The sequence below is a fragment of the Mesorhizobium sp. WSM4842 genome (assembly GCF_055901575.1).
In genome coordinates, this window is the sequence record NZ_CM148372.1 from 4,637,844 (window position 1) to 4,664,226 (window position 26,383).

The 26,383-nt window shown below is 62.1% G+C and carries 26 protein-coding genes and 1 pseudogene; 4 read left to right on the forward strand and 23 right to left on the reverse strand.

Annotation, left to right across the window (positions count from 1 at the left end):
* Nucleotides 1-101 precede the first annotated feature (101 nt).
* The 5 genes from ntrX to dusB form a co-directional block, all read right to left on the reverse strand.
* Nucleotides 102-1,463, reverse strand: a complete 1,362-nt coding sequence (ntrX, locus tag AC0NIE_RS22485; RefSeq protein ID WP_123151463.1) for a nitrogen assimilation response regulator NtrX — start codon at nucleotides 1,461-1,463, stop codon at nucleotides 102-104.
* On the reverse strand, nucleotides 1,453-3,738 hold the full coding sequence (locus tag AC0NIE_RS22490; RefSeq protein WP_473487463.1) for a sensor histidine kinase NtrY-like: 2,286 nt from the start codon (nucleotides 3,736-3,738) through the stop codon (nucleotides 1,453-1,455). Before AC0NIE_RS22490 ends, ntrX begins: the two co-directional genes overlap by 11 nt.
* A 222-nt stretch (nucleotides 3,739-3,960) precedes the next feature.
* Entirely contained in the window at nucleotides 3,961-5,421 is a 1,461-nt protein-coding gene (ntrC, locus tag AC0NIE_RS22495; RefSeq protein ID WP_023799224.1) for a nitrogen regulation protein NR(I), read from the reverse strand.
* A complete protein-coding gene (locus AC0NIE_RS22500) occupies nucleotides 5,418-6,560 on the reverse strand; it encodes a two-component system sensor histidine kinase NtrB (protein WP_473487462.1) in 1,143 nt (380 codons plus the stop codon). Before AC0NIE_RS22500 ends, ntrC begins: the two co-directional genes overlap by 4 nt.
* Nucleotides 6,557-7,585, reverse strand: a complete 1,029-nt coding sequence (dusB, locus tag AC0NIE_RS22505) for a tRNA dihydrouridine synthase DusB (RefSeq protein ID WP_473487461.1) — start codon at nucleotides 7,583-7,585, stop codon at nucleotides 6,557-6,559. Before dusB ends, AC0NIE_RS22500 begins: the two co-directional genes overlap by 4 nt.
* A 236-nt stretch (nucleotides 7,586-7,821) precedes the next feature.
* Here dusB and AC0NIE_RS22510 point away from each other — a divergent pair, with 236 nt between their 5' ends.
* Together AC0NIE_RS22510 and AC0NIE_RS22515 are read left to right on the forward strand one after the other, a co-directional pair.
* A complete protein-coding gene (locus tag AC0NIE_RS22510) occupies nucleotides 7,822-9,051 on the forward strand; it encodes a bifunctional 2-C-methyl-D-erythritol 4-phosphate cytidylyltransferase/2-C-methyl-D-erythritol 2,4-cyclodiphosphate synthase (protein ID WP_473487460.1) in 1,230 nt (409 codons plus the stop codon).
* On the forward strand, nucleotides 9,048-9,557 hold the full coding sequence (locus tag AC0NIE_RS22515; protein ID WP_473487459.1) for a CinA family protein: 510 nt from the start codon (nucleotides 9,048-9,050) through the stop codon (nucleotides 9,555-9,557). The genes AC0NIE_RS22510 and AC0NIE_RS22515 overlap by 4 nt, the downstream gene beginning before the upstream one ends.
* Here the strand turns inward: AC0NIE_RS22515 and AC0NIE_RS22520 are convergent.
* The 14 genes from AC0NIE_RS22520 to AC0NIE_RS22585 all read right to left on the reverse strand — a co-directional run bounded on the left by AC0NIE_RS22520 (nucleotide 9,533) and on the right by AC0NIE_RS22585 (nucleotide 22,407).
* On the reverse strand, nucleotides 9,533-9,991 hold the full coding sequence (locus AC0NIE_RS22520; protein ID WP_123151468.1) for a type II toxin-antitoxin system RatA family toxin: 459 nt from the start codon (nucleotides 9,989-9,991) through the stop codon (nucleotides 9,533-9,535). The genes AC0NIE_RS22515 and AC0NIE_RS22520 overlap by 25 nt on opposite strands.
* Before the next feature lie 12 nt (nucleotides 9,992-10,003).
* Nucleotides 10,004-10,969 carry a lipoyl synthase gene (gene lipA / locus AC0NIE_RS22525; protein ID WP_473487458.1) on the reverse strand — a complete coding sequence of 322 codons (966 nt, stop codon included), beginning with the start codon at nucleotides 10,967-10,969 and terminating at the stop codon, nucleotides 10,004-10,006.
* Between the two features lie 133 nt (nucleotides 10,970-11,102).
* Complete coding sequence (locus tag AC0NIE_RS22530; RefSeq protein WP_473487457.1) at nucleotides 11,103-11,360, reverse strand: GlsB/YeaQ/YmgE family stress response membrane protein; 258 nt, start codon at nucleotides 11,358-11,360, stop codon at nucleotides 11,103-11,105.
* Between the two features lie 96 nt (nucleotides 11,361-11,456).
* Nucleotides 11,457-12,920: a dihydrolipoyl dehydrogenase gene (lpdA, locus tag AC0NIE_RS22535; protein WP_473487456.1), complete on the reverse strand. Its 1,464-nt coding sequence runs from the start codon at nucleotides 12,918-12,920 to the stop codon at nucleotides 11,457-11,459.
* Nucleotides 12,921-12,937: 17 nt separating this feature from the next.
* Nucleotides 12,938-13,576, reverse strand: coding sequence for an SGNH/GDSL hydrolase family protein (locus AC0NIE_RS22540; protein ID WP_473487455.1), 639 nt, complete (start codon nucleotides 13,574-13,576; stop codon nucleotides 12,938-12,940).
* Nucleotides 13,577-13,721: 145 nt separating this feature from the next.
* Nucleotides 13,722-15,092: a pyruvate dehydrogenase complex dihydrolipoamide acetyltransferase gene (locus tag AC0NIE_RS22545; RefSeq protein ID WP_473487454.1), complete on the reverse strand. Its 1,371-nt coding sequence runs from the start codon at nucleotides 15,090-15,092 to the stop codon at nucleotides 13,722-13,724.
* An 18-nt stretch (nucleotides 15,093-15,110) separates the two neighbouring features.
* Nucleotides 15,111-16,496, reverse strand: a complete 1,386-nt coding sequence (locus AC0NIE_RS22550; RefSeq protein ID WP_473487453.1) for a pyruvate dehydrogenase complex E1 component subunit beta — start codon at nucleotides 16,494-16,496, stop codon at nucleotides 15,111-15,113.
* Between the two features lie 15 nt (nucleotides 16,497-16,511).
* A complete protein-coding gene (pdhA, locus tag AC0NIE_RS22555; protein WP_473487452.1) occupies nucleotides 16,512-17,558 on the reverse strand; it encodes a pyruvate dehydrogenase (acetyl-transferring) E1 component subunit alpha in 1,047 nt (348 codons plus the stop codon).
* Between the two features lie 173 nt (nucleotides 17,559-17,731).
* Nucleotides 17,732-18,055, reverse strand: coding sequence for an FtsB family cell division protein (locus tag AC0NIE_RS22560; RefSeq protein WP_473487451.1), 324 nt, complete (start codon nucleotides 18,053-18,055; stop codon nucleotides 17,732-17,734).
* A 170-nt stretch (nucleotides 18,056-18,225) separates the two neighbouring features.
* Nucleotides 18,226-19,500, reverse strand: coding sequence for a phosphopyruvate hydratase (eno, locus tag AC0NIE_RS22565; RefSeq protein WP_473487450.1), 1,275 nt, complete (start codon nucleotides 19,498-19,500; stop codon nucleotides 18,226-18,228).
* Between the two features lie 404 nt (nucleotides 19,501-19,904).
* Entirely contained in the window at nucleotides 19,905-20,270 is a 366-nt protein-coding gene (locus tag AC0NIE_RS22570; RefSeq protein WP_095494874.1) for a PRC-barrel domain-containing protein, read from the reverse strand.
* A gap of 95 nt (nucleotides 20,271-20,365) precedes the next feature.
* The gene (locus AC0NIE_RS22575; RefSeq protein ID WP_095494875.1) at nucleotides 20,366-20,569 is read right to left on the reverse strand and encodes a dodecin family protein; all 204 of its coding nucleotides are present in this window, start codon (nucleotides 20,567-20,569) and stop codon (nucleotides 20,366-20,368) included.
* A gap of 102 nt (nucleotides 20,570-20,671) precedes the next feature.
* Entirely contained in the window at nucleotides 20,672-21,502 is an 831-nt protein-coding gene (gene kdsA, locus AC0NIE_RS22580; protein ID WP_473487449.1) for a 3-deoxy-8-phosphooctulonate synthase, read from the reverse strand.
* On the reverse strand, nucleotides 21,499-22,407 hold the full coding sequence (locus AC0NIE_RS22585) for a VOC family protein (RefSeq protein ID WP_473487448.1): 909 nt from the start codon (nucleotides 22,405-22,407) through the stop codon (nucleotides 21,499-21,501). Before AC0NIE_RS22585 ends, kdsA begins: the two co-directional genes overlap by 4 nt.
* A gap of 145 nt (nucleotides 22,408-22,552) precedes the next feature.
* On the opposite strand from AC0NIE_RS22585, the gene AC0NIE_RS22590 reads away from it, so the two are divergent.
* Complete coding sequence (locus AC0NIE_RS22590) at nucleotides 22,553-22,678, forward strand: hypothetical protein (protein ID WP_473487447.1); 126 nt, start codon at nucleotides 22,553-22,555, stop codon at nucleotides 22,676-22,678.
* A 12-nt stretch (nucleotides 22,679-22,690) separates the two neighbouring features.
* On the opposite strand, the gene AC0NIE_RS22595 is transcribed toward AC0NIE_RS22590, so the two are convergent.
* Together AC0NIE_RS22595 and AC0NIE_RS22600 are read right to left on the reverse strand one after the other, a co-directional pair.
* Nucleotides 22,691-22,981: a Dabb family protein gene (locus AC0NIE_RS22595; protein WP_192364685.1), complete on the reverse strand. Its 291-nt coding sequence runs from the start codon at nucleotides 22,979-22,981 to the stop codon at nucleotides 22,691-22,693.
* A 105-nt stretch (nucleotides 22,982-23,086) separates the two neighbouring features.
* The gene (locus tag AC0NIE_RS22600; protein WP_473487446.1) at nucleotides 23,087-23,221 is read right to left on the reverse strand and encodes a hypothetical protein; all 135 of its coding nucleotides are present in this window, start codon (nucleotides 23,219-23,221) and stop codon (nucleotides 23,087-23,089) included.
* A 248-nt stretch (nucleotides 23,222-23,469) separates the two neighbouring features.
* Here AC0NIE_RS22600 and AC0NIE_RS22605 point away from each other — a divergent pair, with 248 nt between their 5' ends.
* Nucleotides 23,470-24,726, forward strand: coding sequence for a class I SAM-dependent methyltransferase (locus AC0NIE_RS22605; RefSeq protein ID WP_473487445.1), 1,257 nt, complete (start codon nucleotides 23,470-23,472; stop codon nucleotides 24,724-24,726).
* Between the two features lie 11 nt (nucleotides 24,727-24,737).
* Here the strand turns inward: AC0NIE_RS22605 and AC0NIE_RS22610 are convergent.
* Both AC0NIE_RS22610 and AC0NIE_RS22615 read right to left on the reverse strand, forming a co-directional pair.
* Nucleotides 24,738-24,948, reverse strand: a pseudogene (locus AC0NIE_RS22610) (5'-nucleotidase C-terminal domain-containing protein); the annotation flags it as partial.
* Nucleotides 24,949-25,075: 127 nt separating this feature from the next.
* Complete coding sequence (locus AC0NIE_RS22615; RefSeq protein ID WP_473487444.1) at nucleotides 25,076-26,341, reverse strand: NAD(P)/FAD-dependent oxidoreductase; 1,266 nt, start codon at nucleotides 26,339-26,341, stop codon at nucleotides 25,076-25,078.
* Nucleotides 26,342-26,383 lie beyond the last annotated feature (42 nt).

The following is a 26,383-nucleotide window of genomic DNA, read 5'->3' on the forward strand; positions in this document are numbered from 1 at the left end:
CCTTTGCGCGTCCCAAGCGACGCGCGGCGCTGTAGCGCTTTCTTATGCGATTCCGCCGCCGCCGTAACCGATAATTGCGTAAGCCACGATTGGATTGGCTATCAGACGCCCAGCGACTTCAGCTTGCGGTGAAGCGCCGAGCGCTCCATGCCGATGAACTCGGCCGTCTTCGAGATGTTGCCGCCAAAACGGTTGATCTGGGCGATCAGATAGTCCTTCTCGAACTGTTCGCGCGCTTCACGCAACGGCAGCGCCATGATGTGCTGATCGGATTGATTGGGCGTGCGCGGCATGACATCGCCGATCTCGGCAGGCAAGAGATCGGCGGTGATCGGTGCATCGATATCGTCGCCGCGCGCCAGGATCATCAACCGCTCGACATTGTTGCGCAACTGGCGGACGTTGCCTGGCCAGTTGTGTGCCTGCAGCACCGCCAGCGCGTCGTCGCCGATGCGCCGCGGCCGGATGCCGGCCTGGCGGGCGATCTGCTTCATGAAATTGTCGACAAGATAGGGGATGTCCTCCCGCCGCTCGGCCAATCCCGGCACCATGACCGGAACCACCGCCAGACGATGATAGAGATCCTCCCGGAAACGACCGTCGGCGATCATCGCCTCCAGGTTCTGCGAGGTCGACGAGATGATACGGACATCGACCTTGACCCGTTTGGTGCCCCCTACCCGCTCGAACTGCTGTTCGACCAGCACGCGCAGGATCTTGTTTTGCGTTTCGCGCGGCATGTCGGCCACTTCGTCGATGTAGAGAATGCCGCGATGGGCTTCCTCAAGCGCGCCGACCTTGCGTTCGACACCGTTGGATTCGGTGCCGAACAGCTCGACTTCCATGCGTTCGGGCGTGATGTTGGCAGCGCTCAGCGTGACAAATGGGGCGCTCTTGCGCGCCGACAGCGTGTGGATGGCGCGTGCCGCGAGTTCCTTGCCCGAGCCGGACGGGCCGATGATCATGACGCGGCTGTTGGTCGGCGCGACGCGCTCGATGGTCTGGCGCAACTGGCTCATCGCCGACGACATGCCGATCAGGTCGAAGGTCTCGCCGCTGCGCAGCTTGAGATCAGAAACCTCGCGTCTCAGTTTCGAGGTTTCAATTGCACGTTCGGCGATGAGGATCAGCCTGTCGGCCTTGAACGGTTTCTCGATGAAGTCATAGGCGCCGCGGCGGATGGCCGAGACCGCCGTCTCGATGTTGCCGTGGCCCGAGATCATCACCACGGGCAGGCTCGGATGCATCGTCTTGATCTCGTCCAGCAACGCCAGTCCGTCCAGACGTGAGCCTTGCAGCCAGATGTCAAGGAAAATCAGCCTCGGCGCCCGGTCGGCGATCGCCGCCAGGGCGCTGTCGGCATCGAATGCCGTGCGGGTTTCGTGACCTTCGTCGCTCAGGATACCGGCGACAAGTTCGCGGATGTCTTCCTCGTCATCGACGATGAGAATGTCAGACGCCATTACCGACCTTTTCAGTTTGTCTTTCGTGTTCCGTCCTGCCTTCGCCGCGCGGCGGCACGGTGGCGGCGAGCGGCAGGATGATGCTGATCATCGCGCCTCGCCCGTCGTGGAAATCCGCCGGCGCGTCATGCAATTCGAGCCGGCCGCCATGGTCCTCCACTATCTTCTTGACGATAGCGAGGCCGAGCCCAGTGCCCTTCTCGCGTGTCGTCATGTAAGGCTCGAGCAATCGCTGACGATTCTCGCGCGGCAAGCCCTTGCCGTTGTCGATGACATCGATGCGAATCGCACCATTCTGGCGCCTGGCTTGGATCCGGATTATGCCGTGCGAGCGGTCCTTCTGATCAAGTCCGTCAATCGCCTCGGCCGCGTTCTTGATGACATTGCCAAAAGCCTGCGCCATCAGGCGGCTGTCGAAAGTGCCTTTGAGCGGTTCGTTGCCGAACACGCGCTCGAAGGTAATATCGGCGCGGCTCACTTCGACGAGGAACGAGGCTTCGCGCAACGATTCGCGCAAATCGAGGGCCTTCATTTCGGGCTTGGGCATGCGTGCGAAAGCGGAGAACTCGTCGACCATCCGGCCGATGTCCTCCACTTGCCTGATGATCGTGTCGGTGCACTGATCGAAAACCTCGCGGTCTTCGGTGATGACCTTGCCGTAGCGGCGCTTGATGCGCTCGGCGGATAGCTGGATCGGTGTCAGCGGGTTCTTGATCTCGTGGGCGATGCGCCGCGCAACATCAGCCCAGGCCGAAGAACGCTGCGCCTGGACCAGATCGGTGATGTCATCGACCGTCACGACATAGGATTTCTCCTCCGCACCGTCATCGCCGGCCTCGACCGTGATCTGCACGTTGAAGGTGCGCTCCGTACCGGCGCGATAGAAGGTCACCTGCTCGCGGTGGACAGGCTTGCCCGACTTGCGGCCGATCTCGAAGACGCGGCCGACATGCGGCAGCACCGCGGAGAGGTTTTGCCCGAGTGCGGCGGTGGCGGATATGGCCAGCATCGTTTCCGCCGAGCGGTTGACGATGGTGACGATGCCATATGGATCGACCCCGATGACGCCGGCGGTGACACCGGCAAGCACGGCCTCCGAAAAGCGCCGCCGCTCGTCGATCAAATCTTTGGCGGACAGAATCTCGTTGCGCTGCGATTTCAGTTCCAGCAGCATCTTGTTGAAGGTGTCGCCGAGCGAGGCGACGTCGCCGTCGGAGGGCCGAACCGGCACGGCAACGTCAAGATTGCCGGTCGCGACCTCGTCGGCCGCGCCGATGAGCTGGCGGATCGGCCGCACCAGGCGGTCTGCCACGGCGATGCCGGTCCAGATGGCGGACAGAATGATGATCAGCGTCAGCGACAGGTAGGGAAGTGCGAAGGCGACCTGCGAGGTGCGGCGATTGTCTTCCAGACCGCGATATTCGTCGGTGTTGGATCTGACAATCTGCCGCGCCTTGATCACCTCGGGATCGACGAGCCGGATGGTGTAGAGATAGAGCCCTTCGATCTCGCGCAGCTTGACGATGGCGCCCATGATGTTGCGCGTCTTCGGCTCGATCAGCACCGGCCTGCCGTCGGCGGCACTGCTCATGGCGCCTTCCGGCGGCTCCGGCATGGCAAAATCGGCGTCGGTCTTGGCGCTCATGACGAATGAACCGTCGGGCCTGACCAGTGCGGCATGGGCCAAGGAGCGTCCGACGGCTTCCTTGTTCATGAGATCGAGGAAGCCGGTTCGATCGAGGCCGTAGAGCGTGCGGGAGGCGTCGAGATCGTAAGCCATCGACAGGGTCGTCCCCTGGAGATTGCGCGCGTTCTCCTGCACATAGGCGTCGGCGATCGAAAGCGACGAATTGACGATCGTCTTGGTGCGGATCTCGAACCAGCGATCGAGGCCGATATCGAGTGTGATCGAGGCGATGATCGCCACCATGATGGCGGGAATCGCGGCGACCAGCGCGAACATGGCGACGATCCGCACATGCAGCCGCGACGCCGCCTTGCCGCGCCGGCGCGCCATCAAAATGCGATGCACTTCGCGGCCGACCAGCGCGATCAGGAACAGGATGAACGCCGCATTGAGGGCGATAAGCGCCAGCGTCGTTCTCTCGTCCGGCGTGATCGGCGTGGCGCCGACGAGAATGGCGAAGGAGATCGCTGCCGTAACCAGCGCACCGGCAATTGCCACCACGCCCGGCAGCGCGAGCAGCCGGCGCCCGTCCGGTGTGCCAGGTTCGCTGAAAAGCGTTTCGCTCGGTGTCGGTGCCTGTGAAGCCATGTCGCCGTCTAGAGCCAGTGATTGCGTCGGATGTATGCAACGCATTGTGGCGATTATGCAACAAGTGTGGCCTGTACGGAAATGTTTCGGCGATCGATCCCCCGAAAAGGCTTCGCTCTGTCGCACCAGCCCGAAAAATCGGAATCGATTTTTCGGAAAGCACGATGCGACTACTCAAAGTGCTAGAGCGAACTTTGTACGTCCGAACGGACGGACGTCGCTCTAAGCCTGCCTGGTCGATTTATAGACGTTGACGCCGAGTTCGCGAATTTTCTTGCGCAGCGTGTTGCGGTTTAGCCCGAGGAGTTCCGCAGCCTTGATCTGGTTGCCGCGGGTTGCCGTCATCGAGGCCAGGACCAGCGGATATTCGACCTCGGAGAGAATACGCTGATAGAGGCCGGCGGGCGGCAAATCGCCGGCGAACGAAGCAAAATAGCGCTGCAGGAAATGTTCCACCGCCTGGCCGATGGACAGATCGTCGGGTATGAGGTTGCCGCCACCGGGAACGACCGGCCTCTCGCCGGTCTTCAGTTCCGCCTCGATGACTTCGGCGGAAATCTCATCCTGCGAATAGAGCGCGGCCAGCCTGCGGACAAGATTTTCGAGCTCGCGCACGTTGCCTGGCCACGGATAGCGCTTCATCAACTCGATGCCGCCTGTGGAAATGCGCTTGGTCTGCAGGCCTTCGCTGGCGCCGAGCTTGAAGAAGTGCCGGACGAGATCCGGAACGTCCTCGGACCGCTCGCGCAGCGCCGGCAGCCTTAGCGGCACGACATTCAGGCGATAGAACAGATCCTCGCGGAAAAGCCCTTGATTGATCAGCGTGCGCAGATCCTTGTTGGTGGCGGCGACGATGCGCACGTCGGTCTTGATCGGCGTACGGCCGCCGACGGTGGTATATTCGCCCTGCTGCAGGACACGCAGCAGGCGCGTTTGCGCTTCCATCGGCATGTCGCCGATCTCGTCGAGGAAGAGCGTCCCGCCTTCGGCCTGCTCGAAACGGCCGGTGGAGCGGTTTTGCGCACCGGTGAAGGCGCCCTTCTCGTGCCCGAACAGTTCCGATTCGATCAGGTCGCGTGGGATCGCCGCCATGTTGATCGCGACGAACGGGCCGCCGCGGCGGCGGCCGTATTCGTGCAGCGCGCGCGCCACCAGTTCCTTGCCGGTGCCCGATTCGCCTGAAATCATCACCGTCAGGTCGGTCTGCATCATGCGCGCCAGCATCCGGTAGATATCCTGCATGGCGGCCGAGCGGCCGACCAGCGGCATCGTTTCCGGCGGCTCGTCGGCCCGCGCATCGATCTTCGGCCGTCGGGGCTCGGAAAGCGCCCGGTTGACGATGTTGAGAAGCTCGGTCAGGTCGAACGGTTTCGGCAGATATTCGTAGGCGCCGGTCTCGGAGGCGCGAATCGCGGTCATGAACGTGTTCTGGGCGCTCATGACGATGACGGGCAGTTCCGGCCGTGCCTTCTTGATGCGCGGCAGCATGTCGAAAGCGTTTTCGTCCGGCATGACTACGTCGGTGATGACGAGATCGCCCTCGCCCGCCGCCACCCAGCGCCACAGCGTCGAGGCGTTGGACGTCACGCGCACCTCATGGCCGACGCGCGAAAGCGCCTGATTGAGGACGGTGCGGATGGCCGCATCGTCGTCGGCGACAAGAATATTGCCGCGAACCGTCATTTGCGGTCTCCTTCACCATCGTCGTCTGTGCCGAACGGCGTTTCTTTCCAGGCTGGCATCAGGATGCGGAAGGTGGTTGCGCGCGGCGTTGAATCGCATTCGATGATGCCGCCATGCTCGCCGACGATTTTCGCGACCAGCGCCAGACCAAGCCCCGACCCGTTAGGCTTGGTGGTGATGAAGGGATCAAACAGGATCGGCAGGATATCTTCGGAGACGCCAGAACCGTTGTCGCGCACGCAAAATTCCAGCGGCAGCGACACGCGGCCCTGCGTTCCCGGAACGGAAACACGGATGCCCGGCCGGAACGCGGTCGACAGAGTGATCTCGCCTTGCGGATCGCCGCCAATGGCCTCGGCCGCATTCTTGACCAGGTTGAGGAACACCTGGATGAGCTGGTCGCGGTTGGCGAAAACTGGAGGCAACGATGGATCATAATCCTCCAATATCTTGATCCGCTTGGCAAAACCGTTCTTGGCAATCGCCTTCACATGGTCGAGCACGACATGGATGTTGACCGGATAGCGGTCGATGGGCCGCTCGTCGGAAAACACCTCCATGCGATCGACCAGCGAGACGATGCGGTCGGTCTCGTCGGTGATCAGCCGGGTCAGCGCGCGATCTTCGTCGGAAGCGGATAGTTCGAGCAGCTGGGCAGCACCCCGGATGCCGGATAGCGGGTTCTTGATCTCGTGGGCGAGCATCGCAGCAAGGCCGGTCACCGAGCGTGCCGCACCGCGGTGCGTCATCTGACGATCGATCTTGTCGGCCATCGATCGTTCCTGGAACATCACCACGACGGAGCCCGGGAATTCCGACACCGGCGCGACATAGAGGTCGACGACCTTCTCGATGCCGAGGCGCGGCGACGATACGTCGACCCGGTATTCGTTGACGGGTGCCCGGCGCTCGCGCACCTGGTCGACGAGCGTCAGCAGTGGGCTGCCGAAGGGAATGAGCTTGGGCAATGTGTTGCGGGCGAGCATGGTCGCGCTCGAGCGGAAGAAATCTTCGGCATCGGCATTGGCGAAGGTGATGACCCCTTCAGCATCGACCATGATCACCGGGCGGCGGATGGTGTTGAGTACGATGTGGGCGGCGTCCGCCATACCCATGCTCTGTGCGATGGTGGCATTCATGCTGCACTCCGCAGGTTCATCGCCTCGGCAGCGCGTGAAAAAACCTCGCGCAACGCGGCAACGACGCGGACGGGCTCGAAGGAGGTGAGGATGGCCTTTCGCCGCTCATCAACGACGCCAGCGGCGTGGCGGTCGAGATACCAGCCAAGATGCTTGCGCGCCTGGCGCACGCCGCTTTCGATGCCGTAGAGCGTTAGCATGTCCTCGTAGTGGGCGACGATGTAGTCGGCCAGCGCTTGCGGACTTTCGGGCACATCAGGCGCCGCCTCTTTTGCCGCGGCTGCCGCGATGCTGCCTGCCGTCCAGGGCGCGCCATAATGCGCGCGGCCGATCATCACCGCGTCGGCGCCCGACTGGTCGAGGATCATTGCTGCCTCCGCCGGCGAGCTGACATCGCCATTGGCGACGACCGGGATCGACACAGCCTGCTTTATGCGCGCGATGGCGCGCCAGTCCGCCTTGCCCTGGTAGAACTGGCAACGCGTGCGGCCATGCACCGTCACCATCTTGACGCCCGCCTGCTCGGCGCGGCGCGCCAGCAGCGGCGCGTTGAGCGCGCTTTCGTCCCAGCCGAGCCGCATTTTGACCGTGACCGGCACCTCGACGGCGCCGACCACCGCCTCGATCAGCGACAAAGCGTGATCGAGATCGCGCATCAGCGCCGAGCCGGCATAGCCGCCCGTCACCTTCTTGGCCGGGCAACCCATGTTGATGTCGATGATGTCGGCGCCCTCGCCCGCGGCGATTCGAGCGCCCTCGGCCATATGCGCTGCATCATGGCCGGCAAGCTGGACCATGTGCACAGGCAGCCCGGAATGGCGGATGCGAAGGCCGCAACCGGTCCTGCCCCTGGCAAGCTCGCCGCTCGCCACCATCTCCGACACGACCAATCCGGCGCCATGCGCATAGGCACGCTGCCGGAACGGCTCATCTGATATACCCGACATGGGCGCGAGAAAAGCGCGATTGCGGATTCTCACACGACCCACATCCAGCGGCGAAGCCAATTTGGTCAGGTCAAGCATGCACAAAAACCAAGCATTTCTAATTGCTGCACATTCTCTAGCCAGAATGACAGCAATGTGCAACGCGCAATGACGTCACATTAAGGCGCATTTGGGAAAAATGCTGGCGTTCGGCCCATACCGCGTCCAAAGCGCCGTGCGTTCTTGGGAAAGGAAGCTTTGGCGCTTTGCATCTGCGCATGATCTCTTCCGAAAAGCGATTCCACTTTTCAGGATCATGCGCTAAGCGTCTCGGCATGACAGATGCAAGCGAAAAGCAGGCCTTGGCTGCGGACGACAAGGTTGCGGTTGTTATCGTCGCCGCTGGCCGCGGCGCGCGCGCCGGTCAGGCCGACGGACCGAAGCAATACCAAAGGATCGGTGGCCGTGCCGTCATCGCGCGCACACTGGACATGTTTCTGGCGCATCCGAGAATCGGTCCTGTCGTCGTCGCCATCCACGCCGACGACAGCGCGCTTTTTCGCAGCGCCGCCGGAGCCAACGCCGATCGGGTCATCACGGTGACCGGTGGCGCGTCCAGGCAGGACTCCGTCCGGCTCGGGCTGCTTGCGCTGAGAGGCTATGCACCGAGCCAGGTTCTGGTCCATGATGCCGTTCGCCCGTTCGTCGACGCGGAATTGATAGACCGTACGATCGCCGGCATCGGCGAGCGCCAGGGAGCGCTGCCTGCCCTGCCCGTCGCCGACACGCTGAAACGTGAGTCGGCCGCCGGCATGATCAGCGAGACGGTTTCCAGGAACGGGCTTCATGCCGCCCAGACGCCGCAAGGCTTTCCGTTCTGGCCGATCCTGGCCGCCCATGAAAAGGCACATCATCTGGGCAAGACGGACTTCACCGACGATGCTGCGATTGCCGAATGGGCGCGTATTCCGGTGAAAATAGTTCAGGGTTCGCCGGACAATGTCAAGCTGACCTGGGCAAGGGATATTTCGATGGCGGATCAGCGGCTTTCCGGCGAGCAGCCGCGTTTTCCGGACATCCGCACCGGCAATGGCTACGACGTCCATGCCTTCGAGCCCGGTGACCATGTCGTCCTGTGCGGCGTCTCCATCCCGCACGACAAGAAACTGGCCGGCCATTCGGACGCCGATGTCGGTCTCCACGCCTTGACCGATGCGCTGCTCGCCACCTGCGGCGCCGGCGACATCGGCACGCATTTCCCGCCGTCGGATCCGCAGTGGAAAGGCGTGGCCTCGCGGATCTTCGTCGAACATGCGGCAAGACTGGTGCGCGCGCGCGGCGGGCGCATCGCCAATGCCGACGTCACGCTGATCTGCGAGGCGCCACGGGTCGGTCCGCATCGCGAAGCAATGACCGAAGCCCTTTCGGCAATGCTGGCAATTTCCCGGGACCGTATCTCGATCAAGGCGACAACCAACGAAAAGCTCGGCTTTATCGGCCGCGAGGAAGGCATAGCCGCCATCGCGACCGCCAGTGTCGTGTTTCCAGGGGACGTCCCCGAATGAGCAACAGCGACCTCGCAGATGCCCTGCTTCAAGCCTGCCAGCAGCGCGGCATCCTGCTGGCGACGGCCGAGAGCTGCACCGGCGGCATGATCATCGCCGCCCTGACCGACATCGCCGGCTCGTCCACGGTGGTCGACCGGGGTTTCATCACCTATTCCAACGAGGCCAAGACGGAGATGCTCGGTGTTTCCGCCGCCACGCTTGAGGGGCACGGCGCGGTCTCGCGGGAAACGGCGGTGGAGATGGCGCAGGGCGCCCTGACCCGTTCGCGCGCCGGACTCACCCTTGCCGTCACCGGTATTGCCGGTCCAGGCGGCGGCTCGACGGAAAAGCCCGTCGGCCTGGTCTGGTTCGGTGTCGCCTTGACTGGCCGGCCGGTCGTCAGCGAATGCCAGTTGTTCGCCGATAAGGGCCGCAATTTCATCCGCCGGGAGACGGTCAGGCATGCGCTTGAACTGGGCTTGCGCGCGCTCGCTGCGGATCAGGCTGCCGGCGCTGGCCCATAGATGATGTCGGCGCGCTTCTCGAACGCCTCGGAGAACATGCGGAACGCGCGATCGAACATCGTTCCCATCACCGCGCCCAAAATACGGCTCTTGAACTCGTAGTCGATGAAGAAGCGGACATTGCAGCCGCCATCGGCCGGCTCGAAGCGCCAGACATTGCTCAGATATTTGAACGGGCCGTCGATGTATTTGACGTCGATGGCGTTCTCGTCAGGCTTCAAAAACACCTGCGTCGTGAAAGTCTCGCGGATCGCCTTGTAGCCAATGCTCATGTCGGCGATGAGCAGGGTGCGTCCGTTGCGTTCCTTGCGCGAGCGAACCGTCAGTGCCTCGCAAAGCGGCAGGAATTGCGGATAGGATTCGACATCGGCGACCAGAGCGAACATCTGTTCAGGCGTATGCGTGACGCGGCGATGGGCTTCGAATTGTGGCATGAAACCAGTTTGTTAGGCGGATTTCCTGAGAAACGCTTCTCGCGCCGCGCGCAGCCTGGCGAAATCGTCGCCGGCATGGTGCGACGAGCGCGTCAGCGGGCTTGACGCCACCAGCAGGAAGCCCTTGGTCTTGCCGATTGTCTCGAAGGACTTGAATTCCTCCGGCGTGACGAAGCGGATCACCGGATGGTGCTTTTTCGATGGCTGAAGATACTGGCCGATGGTCATGAAGTCGACATTGGCCGAACGCAGATCGTCCATCAACTGCAGGATCTCGTTCCGCTCCTCGCCCAGGCCAACCATGATGCCGGATTTGGTGAAGATCGACGGATCGAGTTCCTTGACCCGCTGCAGCAGCCTGATCGAATGGAAATAGCGGGCCCCTGGCCGGACCGTCAGATAGTTCGACGGCACGGTCTCCAGATTGTGGTTGAATACGTCCGGCTTCGCCGCCACCACGATCTCCAGCGCTCCTTCCTTGCGCAGGAAGTCGGGCGTCAGGATTTCGATCGTCGTCGAAGGCGTTGCCGCCCTGATGGCGCGGATGACCTCGGCAAAGTGCTGAGCTCCGCCATCGGCGAGATCGTCGCGGTCGACTGAGGTGATGACGACATGGGTCAGATCCATTTGCTTGACGGCGTGGGCGATGCGCGCCGGTTCATCGGGATCAAGCGCGGTCGGAATGCCAGTGGCAACGTTGCAGAAGGCACAGGCGCGCGTGCAGATCTCACCCATGATCATGAAGGTGGCGTGCTTCTTCTCCCAGCACTCGCCGATATTGGGGCAACCGGCCTCTTCGCACACCGTCACCAGTCTGTGCGACTTCACGATCTCGCGCGTCTCGGCATAGCCTTTCGACATCGGCGCCTTGACGCGGATCCAGTCGGGCTTGCGCAGCACATCCTGGTCAGGCTTGTGCGCCTTTTCAGGGTGCCGCAGGCGCGGCGCATTGGCGATCGTGTCGAGGACGGTGACCATCAGAAATCCAGTTCATTCGCGATCGCCTTCCGGCGTTCGCTTTCACAAGTCATCTAGGACTTTTCGCAGCAAAGAAAAAGGCCGCGGCGGCGCATGCCGCCACAGCCGTTTTCGCATGGCAAGAGTTCAGCAACTAACGGCGCACCATGCGCCCTGCCCAGATCAACAGGCAGGCGCCAATGAAACCGGTGATCAGATAAGCGATCCAGCCGGCGCCGAAAGCGCCGATATTGAGCGCCTGCAGGATGGCATTCAGCACGATCGCGCCGACGATGCCAAGAACGATGTTCATCAAGATGCCCATGTTGCTTTTCATGAACATCTCGGCAAGCCACCCCGCTAAACCGCCGATGATGATAGCTGCGATCCAGCCCACGCCATTCACGTCCATATGCCCTCTCCTTGTGTGATGAATGCATCCGGAAACGAATTACCTTGCCGTTGAGTTCCTTGGCTTTCACGTGTCGAGTCTCACGCGGTCAATTTATCACGCGTTCAGCGCGCGGCCATAGGCGTCGAGGACGCTTTCCTTCATCATCTCCGAGAGCGTCGGATGCGGGAATATCGTATGCATCAGTTCTTCCTCGGTGGTCTCCAGATTCATCGCCACGACAAAGCCCTGGATCAGCTCGGTCACTTCGGCGCCGACCATATGCGCGCCGAGCAACTGCCCGGTCTTCCTGTCGAAGATGGTCTTGACGAAACCCTGGTCTTCACCGAGCGCGATGGCTTTGCCGTTGGCGGCGAACTGAAAGCGGCCAACACGGATGTCCTTGCCCTCGGCCTTCGCTTTCGCTTCGGTCAACCCGACGGAGGCGACCTGCGGGTTGCAATAGGTGCAGCCCGGAATCTTCAGCTTGTCAGTGGCGTGCACGCCAGGGAAATTTGCGATCTTTTCCAAGCAGACCACGCCCTCATGTTCGGCCTTGTGGGCGAGCATGGGCGGGCCGGCGACATCGCCGATGGCATAGATGCCGGGCACATTGGTGTTGCCGTAGCCGTCGGCCACGACGCAGCCGCGTTCGGTCTTCACACCGAGCGCTTCGAGGCCGAGATTCTCGACGTTGCCCTGCACGCCCACGGCCGAGATCATCCGGTCGGCGGTGATCTTCTCAACCTTGCCGTCCTTCATCTCGACATGCGCGGTTACCGAATTCGCACCCTTCTCGACCTTGGTGACCTTGGCCTCGAGGATGATCTTCATGCCTTGCTTCTCGAACTGCTTCTGCGCGAATTTCGAGACCTCTGCGTCCTCGACCGGCATCACCGCCGGCAACAGCTCGACCACTGTCACCTCCGCGCCCATGGTGCGGTAGAATGAGGCGAATTCGATGCCGATTGCGCCCGAGCCCATCACCAGCAGCGATTTCGGCATCTCTTTCGGCACCATCGCTTCGAAATAGGTCCAGATCAGCTTGCCGTCGGGCTCGATGCCGGGCAGCGCACGCGGCCTGGCGCCGGTCGCCAGGATGATGTGCTTGGCGGTATAAGTGCCCTCACCCTTGACGCCCTTGGGCGCCGGCGGCTGCGGCTCCATCGGTTTCTTCGACGATTTCGACACGACAATCTCGCCCGGTTTATCGCCGGAAGCCGCCTTGGAGAGCTTGGCTTCGCCCCAGATCACGTCGACCTTGTTCTTCTTCATCAGGAAGGCGACGCCGCCGTTGAGCCGCAGCGAGACCTTTCGCGAGCGGTCGACCACGGCAGCGGTATCGACGCTGACCTTGCCGTCGATCTTCAAGCCGTAGTCCTTCAGATGATCGGAATAGTGCATGATCTCGGCCGAACGCAGCAGCGCCTTGGTCGGGATGCAGCCCCAGTTAAGGCAGATGCCGCCGAGATGCTCACGCTCGACGATCGCCGTCTTGAAGCCGAGTTGGGCGGAACGCACCGCCGTGACGTAGCCGCCGGGGCCGGAGCCGATGATGATGACGTCGTAGTTCTCAGCCACGGATTTCTCCCAATTCTCTAGAGTTCCAGCATGACGCGCACGATTGGCGCCAATGCTTGCCCGATTTTCCGCGTGTTCTCCGCGTCGAGATGGACACCGTCGAGCGGCGTGGTCTCGGCCACCGAGCCCGCATCGAAAAAGCCGCAGCCGGCCTCGTCGGCAAGGGCGGAATATTGCGGCGCCAGCCGCTTCGAAGCTTCGTCGCCGCCGGCGAACATTTCCTTGAACTCAGCATTGTCGGTACGGCTGACCGCGGGCGGCGCGACGAGCAGGATCTGCGGCGCCGGCCAGTCGAACGGGTAGTCGTGGCCGCGCACGATCTCGATCAGGCGCTGCATGCCCTGTTTGGCAGCGACCGGATTGCCGTGGATCCACGGCTTCATGTCGTTGGCGCCGAGCATGATGATGATCAGGTCGAGCGGCGCATGTGTCATCAGCACCGTCGGCAGCACTCTAGCGCCGTTACGGTCGGCGCCGGCCAGATGGTCGTCGAAAGCCGTTGTGCGGCCGTTCAAGCCTTCGGCGATGACCTCGATATCGCCTCCCAACGTCGCCTGCAGCACACTCGGCCAGCGGTCCTTGAGTGGGTGGCGATCCAGACTTGCCGCATCATAGCCCCAGGTCAGCGAATCGCCGTAGCAAAGGACTGTTTTCATGCACTTGCCCCGCTCCTGCCAAAGCCTGCTTGTGTGCGCTTCACCCGCCAACACATGAACAGCCATTGCACGATGATCGTCACGATGCCTGGAAGGCTGAAGGGAAAAAGGCTGGTGAAGAATTTCCGCACCGCCTTCTTCCTCTCTAGATCAGCATGCCCATCGGATTTTCGATCATGCGCTTGAAGGCGCCGAGCAGTTCGGCGCCGAGCGCGCCGTCGACGGCGCGGTGATCGGTCGACAGCGTCACCGACATGATTGTCGCGATCTTGATCTCACCGTTCTTGACCACCGCGCGCTCCTCGCCGGCGCCGACCGCCAGGATCGTCGCATGCGGCGGATTGATGACGGCGGCAAAGTCCTTGATGCCGAACATGCCGAGATTGGACACCGCCGTGGTGCCGCCCTGGTATTCTTCCGGCTTCAGCTTGCGGCTGCGGGCACGGCTGGCAAGATCCTTCATCTCATTCGAGATGACCGACAGCGTCTTTTCGTCGGCGCGCCGGATGATCGGCGTGATCAGGCCGCCGGGGATCGATACGGCAACGCCGACATCGGCATGCCTGTGCTTGACCATCGCGCTCTCGGTCCAGGAGGCGTTGGCATCCGGCACCGCCATCAGCGCCTTTGCCATCGCTTTGATCACCATGTCGTTGACCGACAGCTTGTAGGCCGGCGTTTCACCCTTGTCGGTCTTCTTCACCGGGGCGGCGGCATTGATCTGCGTGCGCAGCGCCAGAAGTGCATCGAGTTCGCAATCGAGCGTCAGGTAGAAATGCGGGATGGTGGTCGTGGCCTCGACCAGCCGGCGCGCAATGGTCTTGCGCATGTTGTCATGCGGGACAAGTTCGTAGGAGCCTTCGGCAAACAGTTTTAGCACCTGGTCGTCCGACATTGGCTTTGGCGCGACAGCCGGAGCCGGAGCGCCGGCAGGTGCGGCTTTCGCGGCTGGTGCCGCCTTGGCGCCGCCACCGGAAATCGCTGCATCGACATCGGCCTTGACCACGCGGCCATGCGGGCCGGAGCCGGTCACCGCGGAGACATCGACACCGGCTTCCCGGGCGATGCGACGGGCAAGCGGCGAGGCGAAGATGCGCTCGCTTGCATGGCCGTTGCCGACCGGAGCCGCTTCCGCCCTAGGCGCAGGTGCGACGGCAGGTTCCGGCTTCGCTTCGGCCTTTGGTGTTTCAGCCTTGGGGGCATCCGCTTTCGGAGCCTCGGCCTTTGCCGGCGCCGCGCCGTCGCCGCTTTTCGCGGCAGCCGCCGCATCTTCGCCTTCGGCTGCGAGCACGGCGATCAGCGCGTTGACCTTGACGCCTTCGGTGCCGGCCGGAACGACCAGCTTGGCCACCGTGCCCTCATCAACGGCTTCGACTTCCATCGTCGCCTTATCGGTCTCGATCTCGGCGATCACGTCGCCCGGCGAAACCTTGTCGCCCTCCTTGACCAGCCACTTCGAAAGATTGCCCTCTTCCATCGTGGGCGACAGGGCTGGCATGGTGATGTTGATCGGCATGTTTTCCTCCCGCCCTGCTCAGCGATATGTGACGGCTTTGACCGCCTCGACGACCTCGCCGACATTGGGCAGCGCCAGCTTTTCGAGGTTCGCCGCATAGGGCATCGGCACGTCCTTGCCGGCAATGGTGATGACCGGCGCGTCGAGGAAATCGAAGGAGCGCTGCGACACCTGGTTGGCGATGTGATCGCCGACCGAACTTTGCGGAAACCCTTCTTCCACCACTACGAGACGGTTGGTCTTCTTGACCGAGGCGATAATGGTGTCGAAATCGAGAGGGCGGATGGTCCTGAGGTCGATGATCTCGGCATCGATGCCCATGCCGCGCAATTCAGCCTCGGCCTTCACCGTGTAGGTCATGCCGATGCCGAATGAGACGATGGTAACATCCTTGCCTGATTTGTGGATGCGCGCCTTGCCGATCGGCAGCACGAAATCGTCCATCTTCGGCACGTCGAAGGACTGGCCGTAAAGGATTTCGTTCTCGAGGAAGATGACCGGGTTCGCGTCGCGGATCGCGGCCTTCAGCAACCCCTTGGCGTCCGCGGCGGTGTAGGGCATCACCACTTTCAGGCCGGGAATGTGGCTGTACCAGGCGGCATAGCACTGCGAATGCTGGGCGGCGACACGGGCGGCCGCGCCGTTCGGCCCGCGAAACACGATGGGCGCGCCCATCTGGCCGCCGGACATATAGAGCGTCTTCGCGGCGGAGTTGATGATCTGGTCGATCGCCTGCATGGCGAAGTTGAAGGTCATGAACTCGACGATCGGTCTCAGGCCGGCCATCGCCGCGCCAACGCCGACGCCGGCAAAACCGTGTTCGGTGATGGGCGTATCGACGACGCGCCGCGCCCCGAATTCCTGCAGCAGCCCTTGCGTGATCTTGTAGGCGCCCTGGTACTCGGCGACCTCCTCGCCCATCACGAAGACGTCGTCGTCACGGCGCATTTCCTCGGCCATCGCGTCACGCAGCGCTTCGCGCACGGTGGTCGAGACCATTTCCGTGCCGGCCGGGATGTCGGGATCGGCGGCGATTTCGGTTCTCGGCGCCGCGGCGACAGGTGCTGCGCCCTCGCTTTTGGCCGCAGCAGGCGCTGGCGCTGCTGTTTCAGCCTTGGCAGGTTCCTCGCCGATGCCTTCGCCTGCCTTGTCGATGTCTTCACCATCAACGGCGAGCACGGCGATCAGCGTGTTGACCTTGACACCTTCGGTGCCGGCAGGAACCACGATCTTGGCTAGCGTGCCTTCGTCGACGGCCTCGACTTCCATCGTGGCCTTATCGGTTTCGATCTCGGCGATGACATCACCAGCGACAACCTTATCGCCCTCTTTCTTCAACCATTTGGAAACATTGCCCTCTTCCATGGTCGGCGAGAGAGCGGGCATGAGAATTTCGATCGGCATGTCCTTGCCCTCTCGTTACAATACGATGTCGGTCCAGAGCTCGGACGGATCCGGCTCTGCGTCATTCTGGGCAAATTCGGCGGCGTCGGCGACAATGTCGCGAACCTCCTTGTCGACGGTCTTGAGCTCGTCCTCGTCGGACCACTTCTTGTCGAGCAGGCGCGCCTTGACCTGCTCGATCGGGTCACGCTCGGAGCGCATCTTCTGCACTTCTTCCTTGGAGCGGTATTTTGCCGGATCGGACATCGAGTGACCGCGGTAGCGGTAGGTCTGCATTTCGAGAATCAGCGGCCCCTTGCCGTCACGGCACCATTCGGTTGCGAGATCGCCGGCTGCCTTGACTGCACGGACGTCCATGCCATCGACCTGGATGCCGGGGATCTTGAAGGAGGCGCCGCGGTGCGAAAAATCCGTCTCGGCCGACGAACGCGATACCGAGGTGCCCATGGCATAGCGGTTGTTCTCGATGATATAAATCACTGGCAGCTTCCACAGCGAGGCCATGTTGAAGCTCTCATAGACCTGACCCTGATTGGCGGCGCCGTCGCCGAAATAGGTCAGTGTCACATTGTTGTTGCCGCGATAGCGATTGGCGAAGGCGAGGCCGGTGCCGAGCGAAACCTGCGCGCCGACAATGCCGTGGCCGCCGTAAAAATGCTTCTCCTTGGAGAACATGTGCATGGAGCCGCCCTTGCCCCTGGACAAGCCGCCGCGGCGCCCGGTCAATTCGGCCATGACGCCGCGCGGCGACAGTTCCATCGCCAGCATGTGACCATGGTCGCGGTAGGCGGTGATCATCTGGTCGCCGTCGATCAGCGCCATCTTCATGCCGGTGACAACTGCTTCCTGGCCGATATAGAGATGGCAGAAGCCGCCGATGAAGCCCATGCCGTAGAGCTGGCCGGCCTTTTCCTCGAAGCGGCGGATAAGCAGCATGCGCCGGTAGGCGTCAAGCTCCTCGTCCTTGGTGAAGTCGACAGGTTTGGGGGCTGAAAGCCCCACTGATTTGCCGTCGGATCTGGATTTGGTTTTGGCAGGCGCTTTTCTGGCGGCGGTGGCCATGCATCACTCCCTGTTGGCGTCTCTTGCGGACACTGAGGGAAGATCAGTTCTCCCCACCGATTTGGGAAAGGCTAACACGCGGGAAAGCGTTTCGCCATGCTGAAAAATGCATGGCTGACATGCATCTAAGCGATTAAAATCATTGAAAATATCGACGATTAACTTGAAAATGGTTATCTTGCCGGTGGCGGTAACATGATGGTGATTTCGTCGGCATGGGACATATTGAGCGCCTTACGCGCCTGCTCGTCGAGCATGTCCTTCTCCATCGTGCCCTGATGCATCAGCTGAACGCGTCTCTGCAGGTCGATCCGGCGCGCCTTGACGGCATCGAGCTTACTTTGCAAATCGACGGTTTCGGCTTGCAACCGATACTTGGAATAGATGCCGAATTCGCCGTGATAGGCGTGGAAGCCGAAATAGGCGAGGAATGCCACACAGAGCGAGGGAATGATCAGCCGACCGGTATTTCTCTGCTTGTGCTGACGTGTCCACATGATCCAAATCCCTTAGAGCGCCGCGCGTCCTCTTGGACGCGCAAAGGACGCTCTAACACTCTGCGACCTCGCCCTTTCTCGCTCGATTGTGCTTAATGGACGGTTACGGACGACCGGATTTGAAAAGGCGGGGAATGCCCCGCCTTTTCATTCGGGTTATTTATGTGGACTCAGCCTTTCACGATCGACTTGCCGGCGTAGAGCGCCTGCTTGCCGAGCTCTTCCTCGATGCGGATGAGCTGGTTGTACTTGGCCATGCGATCCGAGCGCGACAGGGAGCCCGTCTTGATCTGTCCGCAATTGGTGGCAACGGCGAGATCGGCGATGGTCGAATCTTCGGTTTCGCCCGAGCGGTGCGACATGACAGCGGTGTAGCCGGCCTTGTGCGCGGTCTCGACGGCGTCGAGCGTTTCGGTCAGTGAGCCGATCTGGTTGACCTTGACCAGGATAGAATTGGCGACGCCCATGCGGATGCCGTCGCGCAGCCGCGCCGTATTGGTGACGAACAAATCGTCACCGACCAGCTGCGTCTTCTTGCCGATGAGGTCGGTCAGCGTTTTCCAGCCATCCCAATCGTCTTCGGCCAGCCCGTCCTCGATGGTGATGATCGGATAGTCCGCGGCGAGCTTGGCCAGATACTTGGCCTGGGTCTTAGGATCGCGGGTCTTCTTCTCGCCTTCATAGACGTAGTTGCCGTCCTTGAAGAATTCGGTCGCGGCGCAATCGAGGCCGAGCGCAACCTCTTCGCCCGGCTTGAAGCCAGCCTTCTCGATCGATTCCATGATGAAATCGAGCGCAGCGGGCGCGCTTTTCAAGTTAGGAGCGAAGCCGCCCTCGTCGCCGACATTGGTGTTATGGCCGGCGTCCTTCAGCCGCGTCCTCAATGTGTGAAAGATTTCCGAGCCCCAGCGCACCCCGTCGCGCAGTGTCGGCGCACCGATCGGCAGGATCATGAATTCCTGGAAGTCGATCGGGTTATCGGCATGCGCGCCACCGTTGATGATGTTCATCATCGGCACTGGAAGCACATGCGCCTTGCTGCCACCGACATAGCGGTAGAGCGGCAGGCCGGCCGCTTCCGCCGCAGCCTTAGCGACAGCCAGCGAGACGCCGAGGATGGCATTGGCACCGAGCCGGCTCTTGTTGGGCGTGCCGTCGAGCTCAATCATGGTCTGGTCGATGTGGATCTGGTTCTCGGCTTCCATACCGCCGATCGCCTCGAACAGCTCGCCATTGACGGCCTCTACCGCCCGCAGGACCCCCTTGCCGAGGTAGCGTGCGCCGCCGTCGCGCAGTTCGACCGCCTCATGCGCGCCGGTCGAGGCGCCGGAGGGCACCGCAGCGCGGCCCATCGAGCCGTCTTCGAGCACGACGTCGACCTCGACGGTCGGGTTTCCGCGGCTGTCCAGGATTTCACGCCCGACAATGTCGATGATGGCAGTCATTGCGATGTCCCCGATTGATCCGACGAAGCGTCGGGCACCTCTTAGCCAAAGCGCTGCAAAACGCAATCGGGGCGTCCGCAAATAGTGCCGCCACCTCCGCCATGCCGGTTCACGAAGCACGAATTGCTGTCATCATAAGTCATGTCAGTCATAAGTCTTGGCGGCATACGGCTTTCTGGTTTATGCTCGCGCTGCGCGGGGCGAAACAGGAGGAGTTTCGCCATGTCTCAGTTGAGCGGTATCGTGAGTTTGTTCCTGATCGCGGCGGCGTTTCTCACGTCGTGTGACACTCAGCAGCCTCAGCAGGGCGCGGTAGAGTTGTCGACCCTTGCGGCGGAGTAGATATCCCCAAAAAAAGGCCCCCGGTCCAACCGGGGGCTTTTTTTGATTCCGGCAGAGCAAGGTCAATGCCAATAAGGCTCCACCTTGTAGTAGCTGTATGAAGCATCACGCGCGGCCTCGCCGTCGGCGCCCGTCAATTCGTTGATCGAATAGGCGGGAGCAGCCTTCAGTTGCTCCTTCGTGAACGGCACGACATAGCCGCCCTTGTTCTCGTCATAGTCGAGGCTCGCCCACGGAATGGCGTGGTACTTCTCGCCGATGCCGAGAAATCCGCCAAAGCCGATCACGGCAAACATGATTCCATTCGACAACTTGTCGAGCATGACATCCTCGATGTCGCCGATGTGCGTGCCTTCCGTGTTGTAGACGGATGTGCCGATGACCCGCGAGGCAGCGATGGCTTCAGTGTGTCCTGTCTGGGTTGTCATGATGTGCTCCTTTTGTCGTTCACTTCAGGTCGACAATGAGGAGAGGGCTGCGAAGGTTCCCGACTTTATGAACGCGGCCATACGTGCAGGGCTGATCACTCAGCGAGGATGAAGGTGACCTTCATATTGACGCGATACGCGGAGATCTTGCCGTCCTCGACGACCACCTTCTGGTCCTGGATCCAGGCGCCTTCGACGTTCTTCAAGGTCTTTGCGGCGCGCGCAATTCCCAGTTCGATGGCTTCCTGAAAACTCTTATTAGACGATGATGTGATCTCGGTGACGCGGGCGACGGACATGGCTTCCTCCTCCAATGCACTCTGTTGCCTGGGCAGCGTACAACCGGCACCTGTTGACCACAAGTTTAGGGGCCGGGACTTAGGCCCGGCCCCTCAGCTTGCTCAGCCCTTGGCGACGCGATCGAATGCCATCAGCCTTTCGAGCAGCGCCCGAAGGTCCTTCAGCGGTACCATGTTGGGACCATCGGAGGGGGCATTGTCGGGATCCTGATGCGTCTCGATGAAGACGCCGGCGACACCGACCGCAACCGCGGCGCGCGCCAGCGTCTCGACGAAGCGCCGATCGCCACCCGAGGAGCCGCCCTGGCCGCCCGGCTGCTGCACCGAATGCGTGGCGTCGAAAATCACCGGCGCGCCGATCTCGGCCATGATCGGCAGCGCGCGCATATCGGACACCAGCGTGTTGTAGCCGAAAGACGCGCCGCGCTCGGTGACCAGCACGTTGGGGTTTCCGGAACCGGTGATCTTGGCGACAACGTTCTTCATGTCCCACGGTGCGAGGAACTGGCCCTTCTTCACGTTGACGACCTTGCCGGTTCTTGCCGCCGCGATCAGCAGATCGGTCTGGCGGCTGAGGAAAGCCGGAACCTGCAGGATATCGACATGCGGCGCCACGAGCGCGCACTGTTCCTCGGTGTGGATATCGGTCAGGATCGGCAGCGAAAACGCCTTGCGCAAATCGTCGAAGACGGGCAGCGCCGCATCGAGACCGGCGCCGCGCGTGCCGCCAAGCGAGGTGCGGTTGGCCTTGTCGTAACTGGTCTTGTAGATGAGGCCCAGCCCCAGCTTCTCAGTCAGTTCCTTCAGCGCCCCAGCCATGTCGAAGGCGTGCTGGCGGGATTCAAGCTGGCACGGGCCGGCAATCAGCGATAGCGGCGCGGTGTTGCTGAAGACGACATTGCCGACAGTTACGGACGAATTGGGCTTGTTCATGCGATCTCCCGGAAAATGAAGGCCGCACCCTGCCCGGATGCCGGCCGCACGACAATATCATTGCCGCGTATTTCGTGTTCGACGGAACTGGCTGCAAGCAGCTTGGCGACCGTGTCTGCGAAGCGAACTGAAAAGACGATCCCCGCGAAGCGGAGTTCCGGTGGCGCGCCGGCAGGTATGTCGAAGCGCGTTTCGAAAGCAACGGGGTCAAGCAGGGTCAAGGTTGCGTTCGGCAGGCCAAACGCAGTGCTGCTCCCCTGTCCGGCAGCCGGACTGCGCGTCGCGATCGAGATCAATCGGTGCTGTTCGGATGGCTCGTTGCTGACCGCCACGACTTCGATGATGCCGGTTGCGCCATTGGGGTGGATCTGCAACGCGGTGCGGTCTACCTTCGGCGTATTGATCCGCTCGCAGGCGAACAGGAATGCGTCCGTCGCCCCGGTGCCGGAGGCGAAGGCCAGTTTGAACGATGCCGTGTCGCTCTTTCCCGCCGGGTCGGTGAAGGCGCGCGAAAAGCTCAGCATTTCTCCGGCAGACAGGCCGGCTTCGACATAGCGCACGTGATCGGCACCCGCATCTTCGGTGCCCAGGGCCAGGGCGGAAAATCCCTCATTGCCGCGCTTGTCGCGATAGGCGCGATCGCGCGCGACGAAGGCGTTGCCGTCGGCGATCGCTTTCGCCACCGCCTGATCGTTGCCCACCGCCAGCGGCTCGAGATAGGTGCCGTCCTCAAGGAAGACGCAGCAGTTTTCCGTCCCGAAAGGATGGATGCCGGTCGGCGCCACGACAAAGCCAAGCGAAACCAGCCGCGCCCGCGCCACGTCGAGGCTCGCGGTCGGCAGCACAAGATGGTCAAGCGGATAGGTGCGCGGCGGATAAGGGCCTGCTGTCTTCGTCTCGGTCATGCCGGCGCGGTGTGCATCATTCCGGAGGTTGGTTCAAGAGCCTCGCCTGACGCAGCAAGGATCCAAGGCAGCCGATCGCGTGGCCGCATTACGCGAACCTCCGGGATACTTGCCGCTGCCCGAAAACCAACCTACGTGGTCCAAAATGAGAAAGATCCTGTTCATAGCGACAGCGGTCGTCGCAATGGCTGTTCTCGCCATGCTGGTCTGGGACGCACCGAAGCGGCCGGGCGCCGATCCGACCGAACCGACCGCCGCTCAGACGGAGTAACGTTGCTTCTCTTCAGGTTGCAGCCACAACATCCGCCGAATATCGCAATTCGCGCAGCGGTTTGACCTGGCTGGTCGTCTCGGCATAGAGCGGATGCGCCTTGTAGGCGGCCAGCGCGGCATCATCCTCGAACTCGGCATAAACGACCACGTCGATCTCGTCCGAAAGCGGGTCGACCTTGCTGTTGAGCGTCACCTCGAAAAGACGGGAATGAGGGATGTTGCCCAGCGCCAGCAAGCCCGTGCGTACGACCTCGACATCCTCTTTGTGCCGCGCGCTGAAGAAAACGATATGCCGGATCAACCCCAGCCTCCTCGATCGATGTGCACGCGTGTTTTGTGTGGGCAAAACGGTCGCGTCAACCGGCAACGATGTCGCGGCGACAACGCATTGGGCGGGGAAAAGAACCTATACCATCCCGGTGATGTAGCGCACGATGCGCGTTATCTCGCTGACCGTGGTGTCGAGATAGCGGCCCTGATTGTAGAGTCCGTCCCAGATCAGGAAGAACGTGACGGTGCAGATGACGATGACATAACGCATGGCTAAAACTACTGCATCTGGGTGGCTGCAACCATAGTGATTCCGGCGTTGATCAGCGCCCTCCCGCAAAATCTATCCATTGATCCGTGTTCGCTTGCCTTGGCTCTTGAAGTTCCCTTTGATGGCATGAAAGATTGCTGCGGGGATTCATCGGGAAGCGGCGTTCGCGCCCTGGCGAATGAACTGCGAGAGTGTGTGGAAACCGGCGATTTTGCGCCGGCGCCGCAGAAGTCCCCGGGGGGCGTGACATGGCTCACAAGGAAGACACCGGCGCTGCGTCGGGCGACGCGGTCAGGTTGGACGAATTCAATTTCGCCGAGACCGTCAAAGGCCTGCCGGCCAAGGCGCGCATGGTACTGTCGGCGGCGATGAACCTGCCGCGTGGCTCGCTCAAGGTGAGGATGCCGGACGGCCGCGCCGTCCTCGTCGGTGGCAAGGGCCCGGGTCCGGACGCCGAACTGGTGCTCAAGAACTGGCGCTTGCCCGGCCGCGCCTTCACCGGCGGCACCATCGGCATCGCCGAATCCTACATCGACGGCGATTGGGACAGTCCCGATGTGACCAGTTTCCTGGAACTGTTCGTAGTCAATTCAGAGATCGGAGAGCGCATCGCCGGCGGCGCCAGCTGGCTGATCAACGCCGTCCAGCGTGTCCGCCACTGGTTCAACCAAAACACCCGCACCGGCTCGAAGCGCAACATTTCGGCGCATTACGATCTCGGCAACGCCTTTTACAAGGAATGGCTGGATCCGAGCATGACCTATTCGTCGGCGCTCTATGCGGCTGGCGCCAACGATCTGGAAAGCGCGCAAGCCGCCAAATATCGCGCGCTGGCCAAGGACACGGGCATCGGCGCGAACGACCACGTGCTTGAAATCGGTTGCGGCTGGGGCGGCTTTGCCGAATTCGCCGCGCGCGAGATCGGCTGCCGCGTCACCGGGCTGACGATCAGCCGCGAGCAGCATGATTTCGCCAGCGCACGCGTCCAGAAAGCTGGATTTGCCGACAAGGTCGACATCAGGCTGCAGGACTACCGCGACGAAACCGGTTCCTACGACCGCATCGCTTCGATCGAGATGTTCGAGGCGGTCGGCGAAAAATACTGGCCTGTGTTTTTCGGCAAGATGAAGGATTGCCTGCGGCCTGGCGGCACCGCCGGCCTGCAGATCATCACCATCAACGAGAAAGCCTACGATACCTATCGCGCCCGGCCGGATTTCATCCAGCGTTACGTCTTCCCGGGCGGCATGCTGCCGACGCCGTCGATCCTGAAAACGCTCGGCAAAGACCATGGCCTTGCTCATCTGCGCGAGCGCATTTTCCCGGACGACTATGCCCGCACGCTCGCCGAATGGCGCCTTCGCTTTTGGGGGTCATGGGAAAAGATCGTCCCACTCGGTTTCGACGACCGCTTCAAGAAGCTCTGGGAGTTTTACCTGCATTATTGCGAAGCCGGCTTCCGCGCCAGCTACATCGATGTCCGCCAGGTGGTTTACAGGGCTTAGTCTAGGGCAACCGCCGACGGGTTGATCGTGCCCTGGCTGATAAGGTAGCACAATCACGTCGCGGTTGGTGTCCGGCGCCTTGCAGATGATCTTCGAGGTGTTGATCTCCGGGAAATTGCCGCCACCGCCGGCGCGGTAGTTGTTGGTGACGACGACGAATTCCCGCATGGGATCAATTGGTTTTCCGTCGAACATCAAGTCGATGATGCGGTCCGAGGCGGCCCCTGTTCAACGACGTGCCAGGCTTCAACGACGTGCCAAGTCCTGCCCGAAGCAAAGCCGCGTGCCTAATCCAGTCGAGTCCATCAGGAACAGATAACGTGCGGATGCATGTGCGCGGGCGGAGACGTCAGTTCCTGTCGTCATCGCCTTGGGTGATCAGCCGCGCGCTGCGCTGACCTGTCGCGTAAATCCATAGCCAACTCAGCGAAACCGCAAGCCGGTTACGGAATCCAATCAGGAAATAGATGTGCGCGAGACCCCACAGCCACCAGGCCAGCCGGCCGGTGAGCTTGATCCAGCCGAAATCGATCGCGGCGGCGCGCTTGCCGATCGTCGCCAGATCGCCGTCATGCTTGTAGCGGAAAGGCCGCCGGGTCATGTCGCCGGCAAGCCGCGCCTTGATCGTCGCGGCGACATGCCGGCCCTGCTGTTTGGCGGCGGGTGCTACGCCGGGCACCATGCGGCCATCCGGCCGCAGGACGTGTGCTGCGTCGCCGACGACGAAAATCTCCGGGCTGCCCGGCACGGTCAGGTCGGGCTCGACCAGCACCCTGCCCGCGCGGTCCGCTGCCACCCGCAGCCATTCGGCGGCCGGCGAAGCGGCAACGCCTGCTGCCCACAGAATGGTTCTGGCCGGCAGGTGCGTGTCGCCAAAGACGACGCCCTCGGCATCGCAGCGTGTAACGGGCCGGCCGAGTTCGACCGTCACGCCAAGCCGCTCAAGCGCCTTGCTGGCATAATCGGAGAGTTCTTGCGCAAAATTGGGAAGAATGCGGTCACCGGCCTCAATCAGTACCACGCGCGTCTGCCGCGTATCGATGTTGCGGAACTCACCGCGCAGCATGTCGTGCGCCAGTTCGACAATGGTGCCGGCCAGTTCCACGCCGGTCGGTCCGCCACCAACGATCGCCAGCGTCAGCAGCGCTTGGCGCTTGGCGGGATCGGTTTCCCGCTCGGCCTGCTCGAAGGCCAGCAGAATGCGCCGTCGAATGGTGGTGGCATCCTCCAGCGTCTTCAACCCTGGCGCGAAAGGCTCCCATTCGTCATGGCCGAAATAGGCGTGGCGGGCGCCTGTGGCCAGCAGCAGCGTGTCGTAGGCGACCGCGCCGCCATCATCGAACAGCACGCGCTTGCCGACGCGGTCGACGCCGCTGACGGTGACGAGCAGCGTCGTCACGTCCTTGCGCTTGCGCAGGAGATGGCGGATCGGCCAGGCGACTTCCGAGGTCGCCAGCGCCGTGGTCGCCACCTGGTAGAGCAGCGGCTGGAAGAGATGATGGTTGCGCTTGTCGATCATGGTGATGCGCACCGGCGCACCGTCAAGCGCGCGGGTGAATTCGAGCCCCCCAAAGCCCGCCCCGACGACGACGACATGATGGCTGGATTCGTTCATCTCATTCACTCCGGGAGAACAGGTCGGCCGGGGAGAGAAGGC

Bases quoted from the DNA above. Each gene is read 5' to 3' on its own strand.
- AC0NIE_RS22500 (WP_473487462.1), bottom strand. From the start codon at position 6,560: ATGAATGCCACCATCGCACAGAGCATGGGTATGGCGGACGCCGCCCAC.
- pdhA (WP_473487452.1), bottom strand. From the start codon at position 17,558: ATGGCCACCGCCGCCAGAAAAGCGCCTGCCAAAACCAAATCCAGATCC.
- AC0NIE_RS22490 (WP_473487463.1), bottom strand. From the start codon at position 3,738: ATGGCTTCACAGGCACCGACACCGAGCGAAACGCTTTTCAGCGAACCT.
- lipA (WP_473487458.1), bottom strand. From the start codon at position 10,969: ATGGTCACCGTCCTCGACACGATCGCCAATGCGCCGCGCCTGCGGCAC.
- ntrX (WP_123151463.1), bottom strand. From the start codon at position 1,463: ATGGCGTCTGACATTCTCATCGTCGATGACGAGGAAGACATCCGCGAA.
- AC0NIE_RS22545 (WP_473487454.1), bottom strand. From the start codon at position 15,092: ATGCCGATCAACATCACCATGCCAGCCCTGTCGCCCACGATGGAAGAG.
- AC0NIE_RS22575 (WP_095494875.1), bottom strand. From the start codon at position 20,569: ATGTCCGTCGCCCGCGTCACCGAGATCACATCATCGTCTAATAAGAGT.
- AC0NIE_RS22520 (WP_123151468.1), bottom strand. From the start codon at position 9,991: ATGCCACAATTCGAAGCCCATCGCCGCGTCACGCATACGCCTGAACAG.
- kdsA (WP_473487449.1), bottom strand. From the start codon at position 21,502: ATGAACAAGCCCAATTCGTCCGTAACTGTCGGCAATGTCGTCTTCAGC.
- AC0NIE_RS22560 (WP_473487451.1), bottom strand. From the start codon at position 18,055: ATGTGGACACGTCAGCACAAGCAGAGAAATACCGGTCGGCTGATCATT.
- AC0NIE_RS22600 (WP_473487446.1), bottom strand. From the start codon at position 23,221: ATGCGTTATGTCATCGTCATCTGCACCGTCACGTTCTTCCTGATCTGG.
- AC0NIE_RS22590 (WP_473487447.1), top strand. From the start codon at position 22,553: ATGAGAAAGATCCTGTTCATAGCGACAGCGGTCGTCGCAATGGCTGTT.
- AC0NIE_RS22510 (WP_473487460.1), top strand. From the start codon at position 7,822: ATGACAGATGCAAGCGAAAAGCAGGCCTTGGCTGCGGACGACAAGGTT.
- AC0NIE_RS22530 (WP_473487457.1), bottom strand. From the start codon at position 11,360: ATGGACGTGAATGGCGTGGGCTGGATCGCAGCTATCATCATCGGCGGT.
- AC0NIE_RS22515 (WP_473487459.1), top strand. From the start codon at position 9,048: ATGAGCAACAGCGACCTCGCAGATGCCCTGCTTCAAGCCTGCCAGCAG.
- eno (WP_473487450.1), bottom strand. From the start codon at position 19,500: ATGACTGCCATCATCGACATTGTCGGGCGTGAAATCCTGGACAGCCGC.
- AC0NIE_RS22615 (WP_473487444.1), bottom strand. From the start codon at position 26,341: ATGAACGAATCCAGCCATCATGTCGTCGTCGTCGGGGCGGGCTTTGGG.
- AC0NIE_RS22550 (WP_473487453.1), bottom strand. From the start codon at position 16,496: ATGCCGATCGAAATTCTCATGCCCGCTCTCTCGCCGACCATGGAAGAG.
- ntrC (WP_023799224.1), bottom strand. From the start codon at position 5,421: ATGACGGTTCGCGGCAATATTCTTGTCGCCGACGACGATGCGGCCATC.
- AC0NIE_RS22585 (WP_473487448.1), bottom strand. From the start codon at position 22,407: ATGACCGAGACGAAGACAGCAGGCCCTTATCCGCCGCGCACCTATCCG.
- dusB (WP_473487461.1), bottom strand. From the start codon at position 7,585: ATGCTTGACCTGACCAAATTGGCTTCGCCGCTGGATGTGGGTCGTGTG.
- AC0NIE_RS22540 (WP_473487455.1), bottom strand. From the start codon at position 13,576: ATGAAAACAGTCCTTTGCTACGGCGATTCGCTGACCTGGGGCTATGAT.
- AC0NIE_RS22570 (WP_095494874.1), bottom strand. From the start codon at position 20,270: ATGACAACCCAGACAGGACACACTGAAGCCATCGCTGCCTCGCGGGTC.
- AC0NIE_RS22605 (WP_473487445.1), top strand. From the start codon at position 23,470: ATGGCTCACAAGGAAGACACCGGCGCTGCGTCGGGCGACGCGGTCAGG.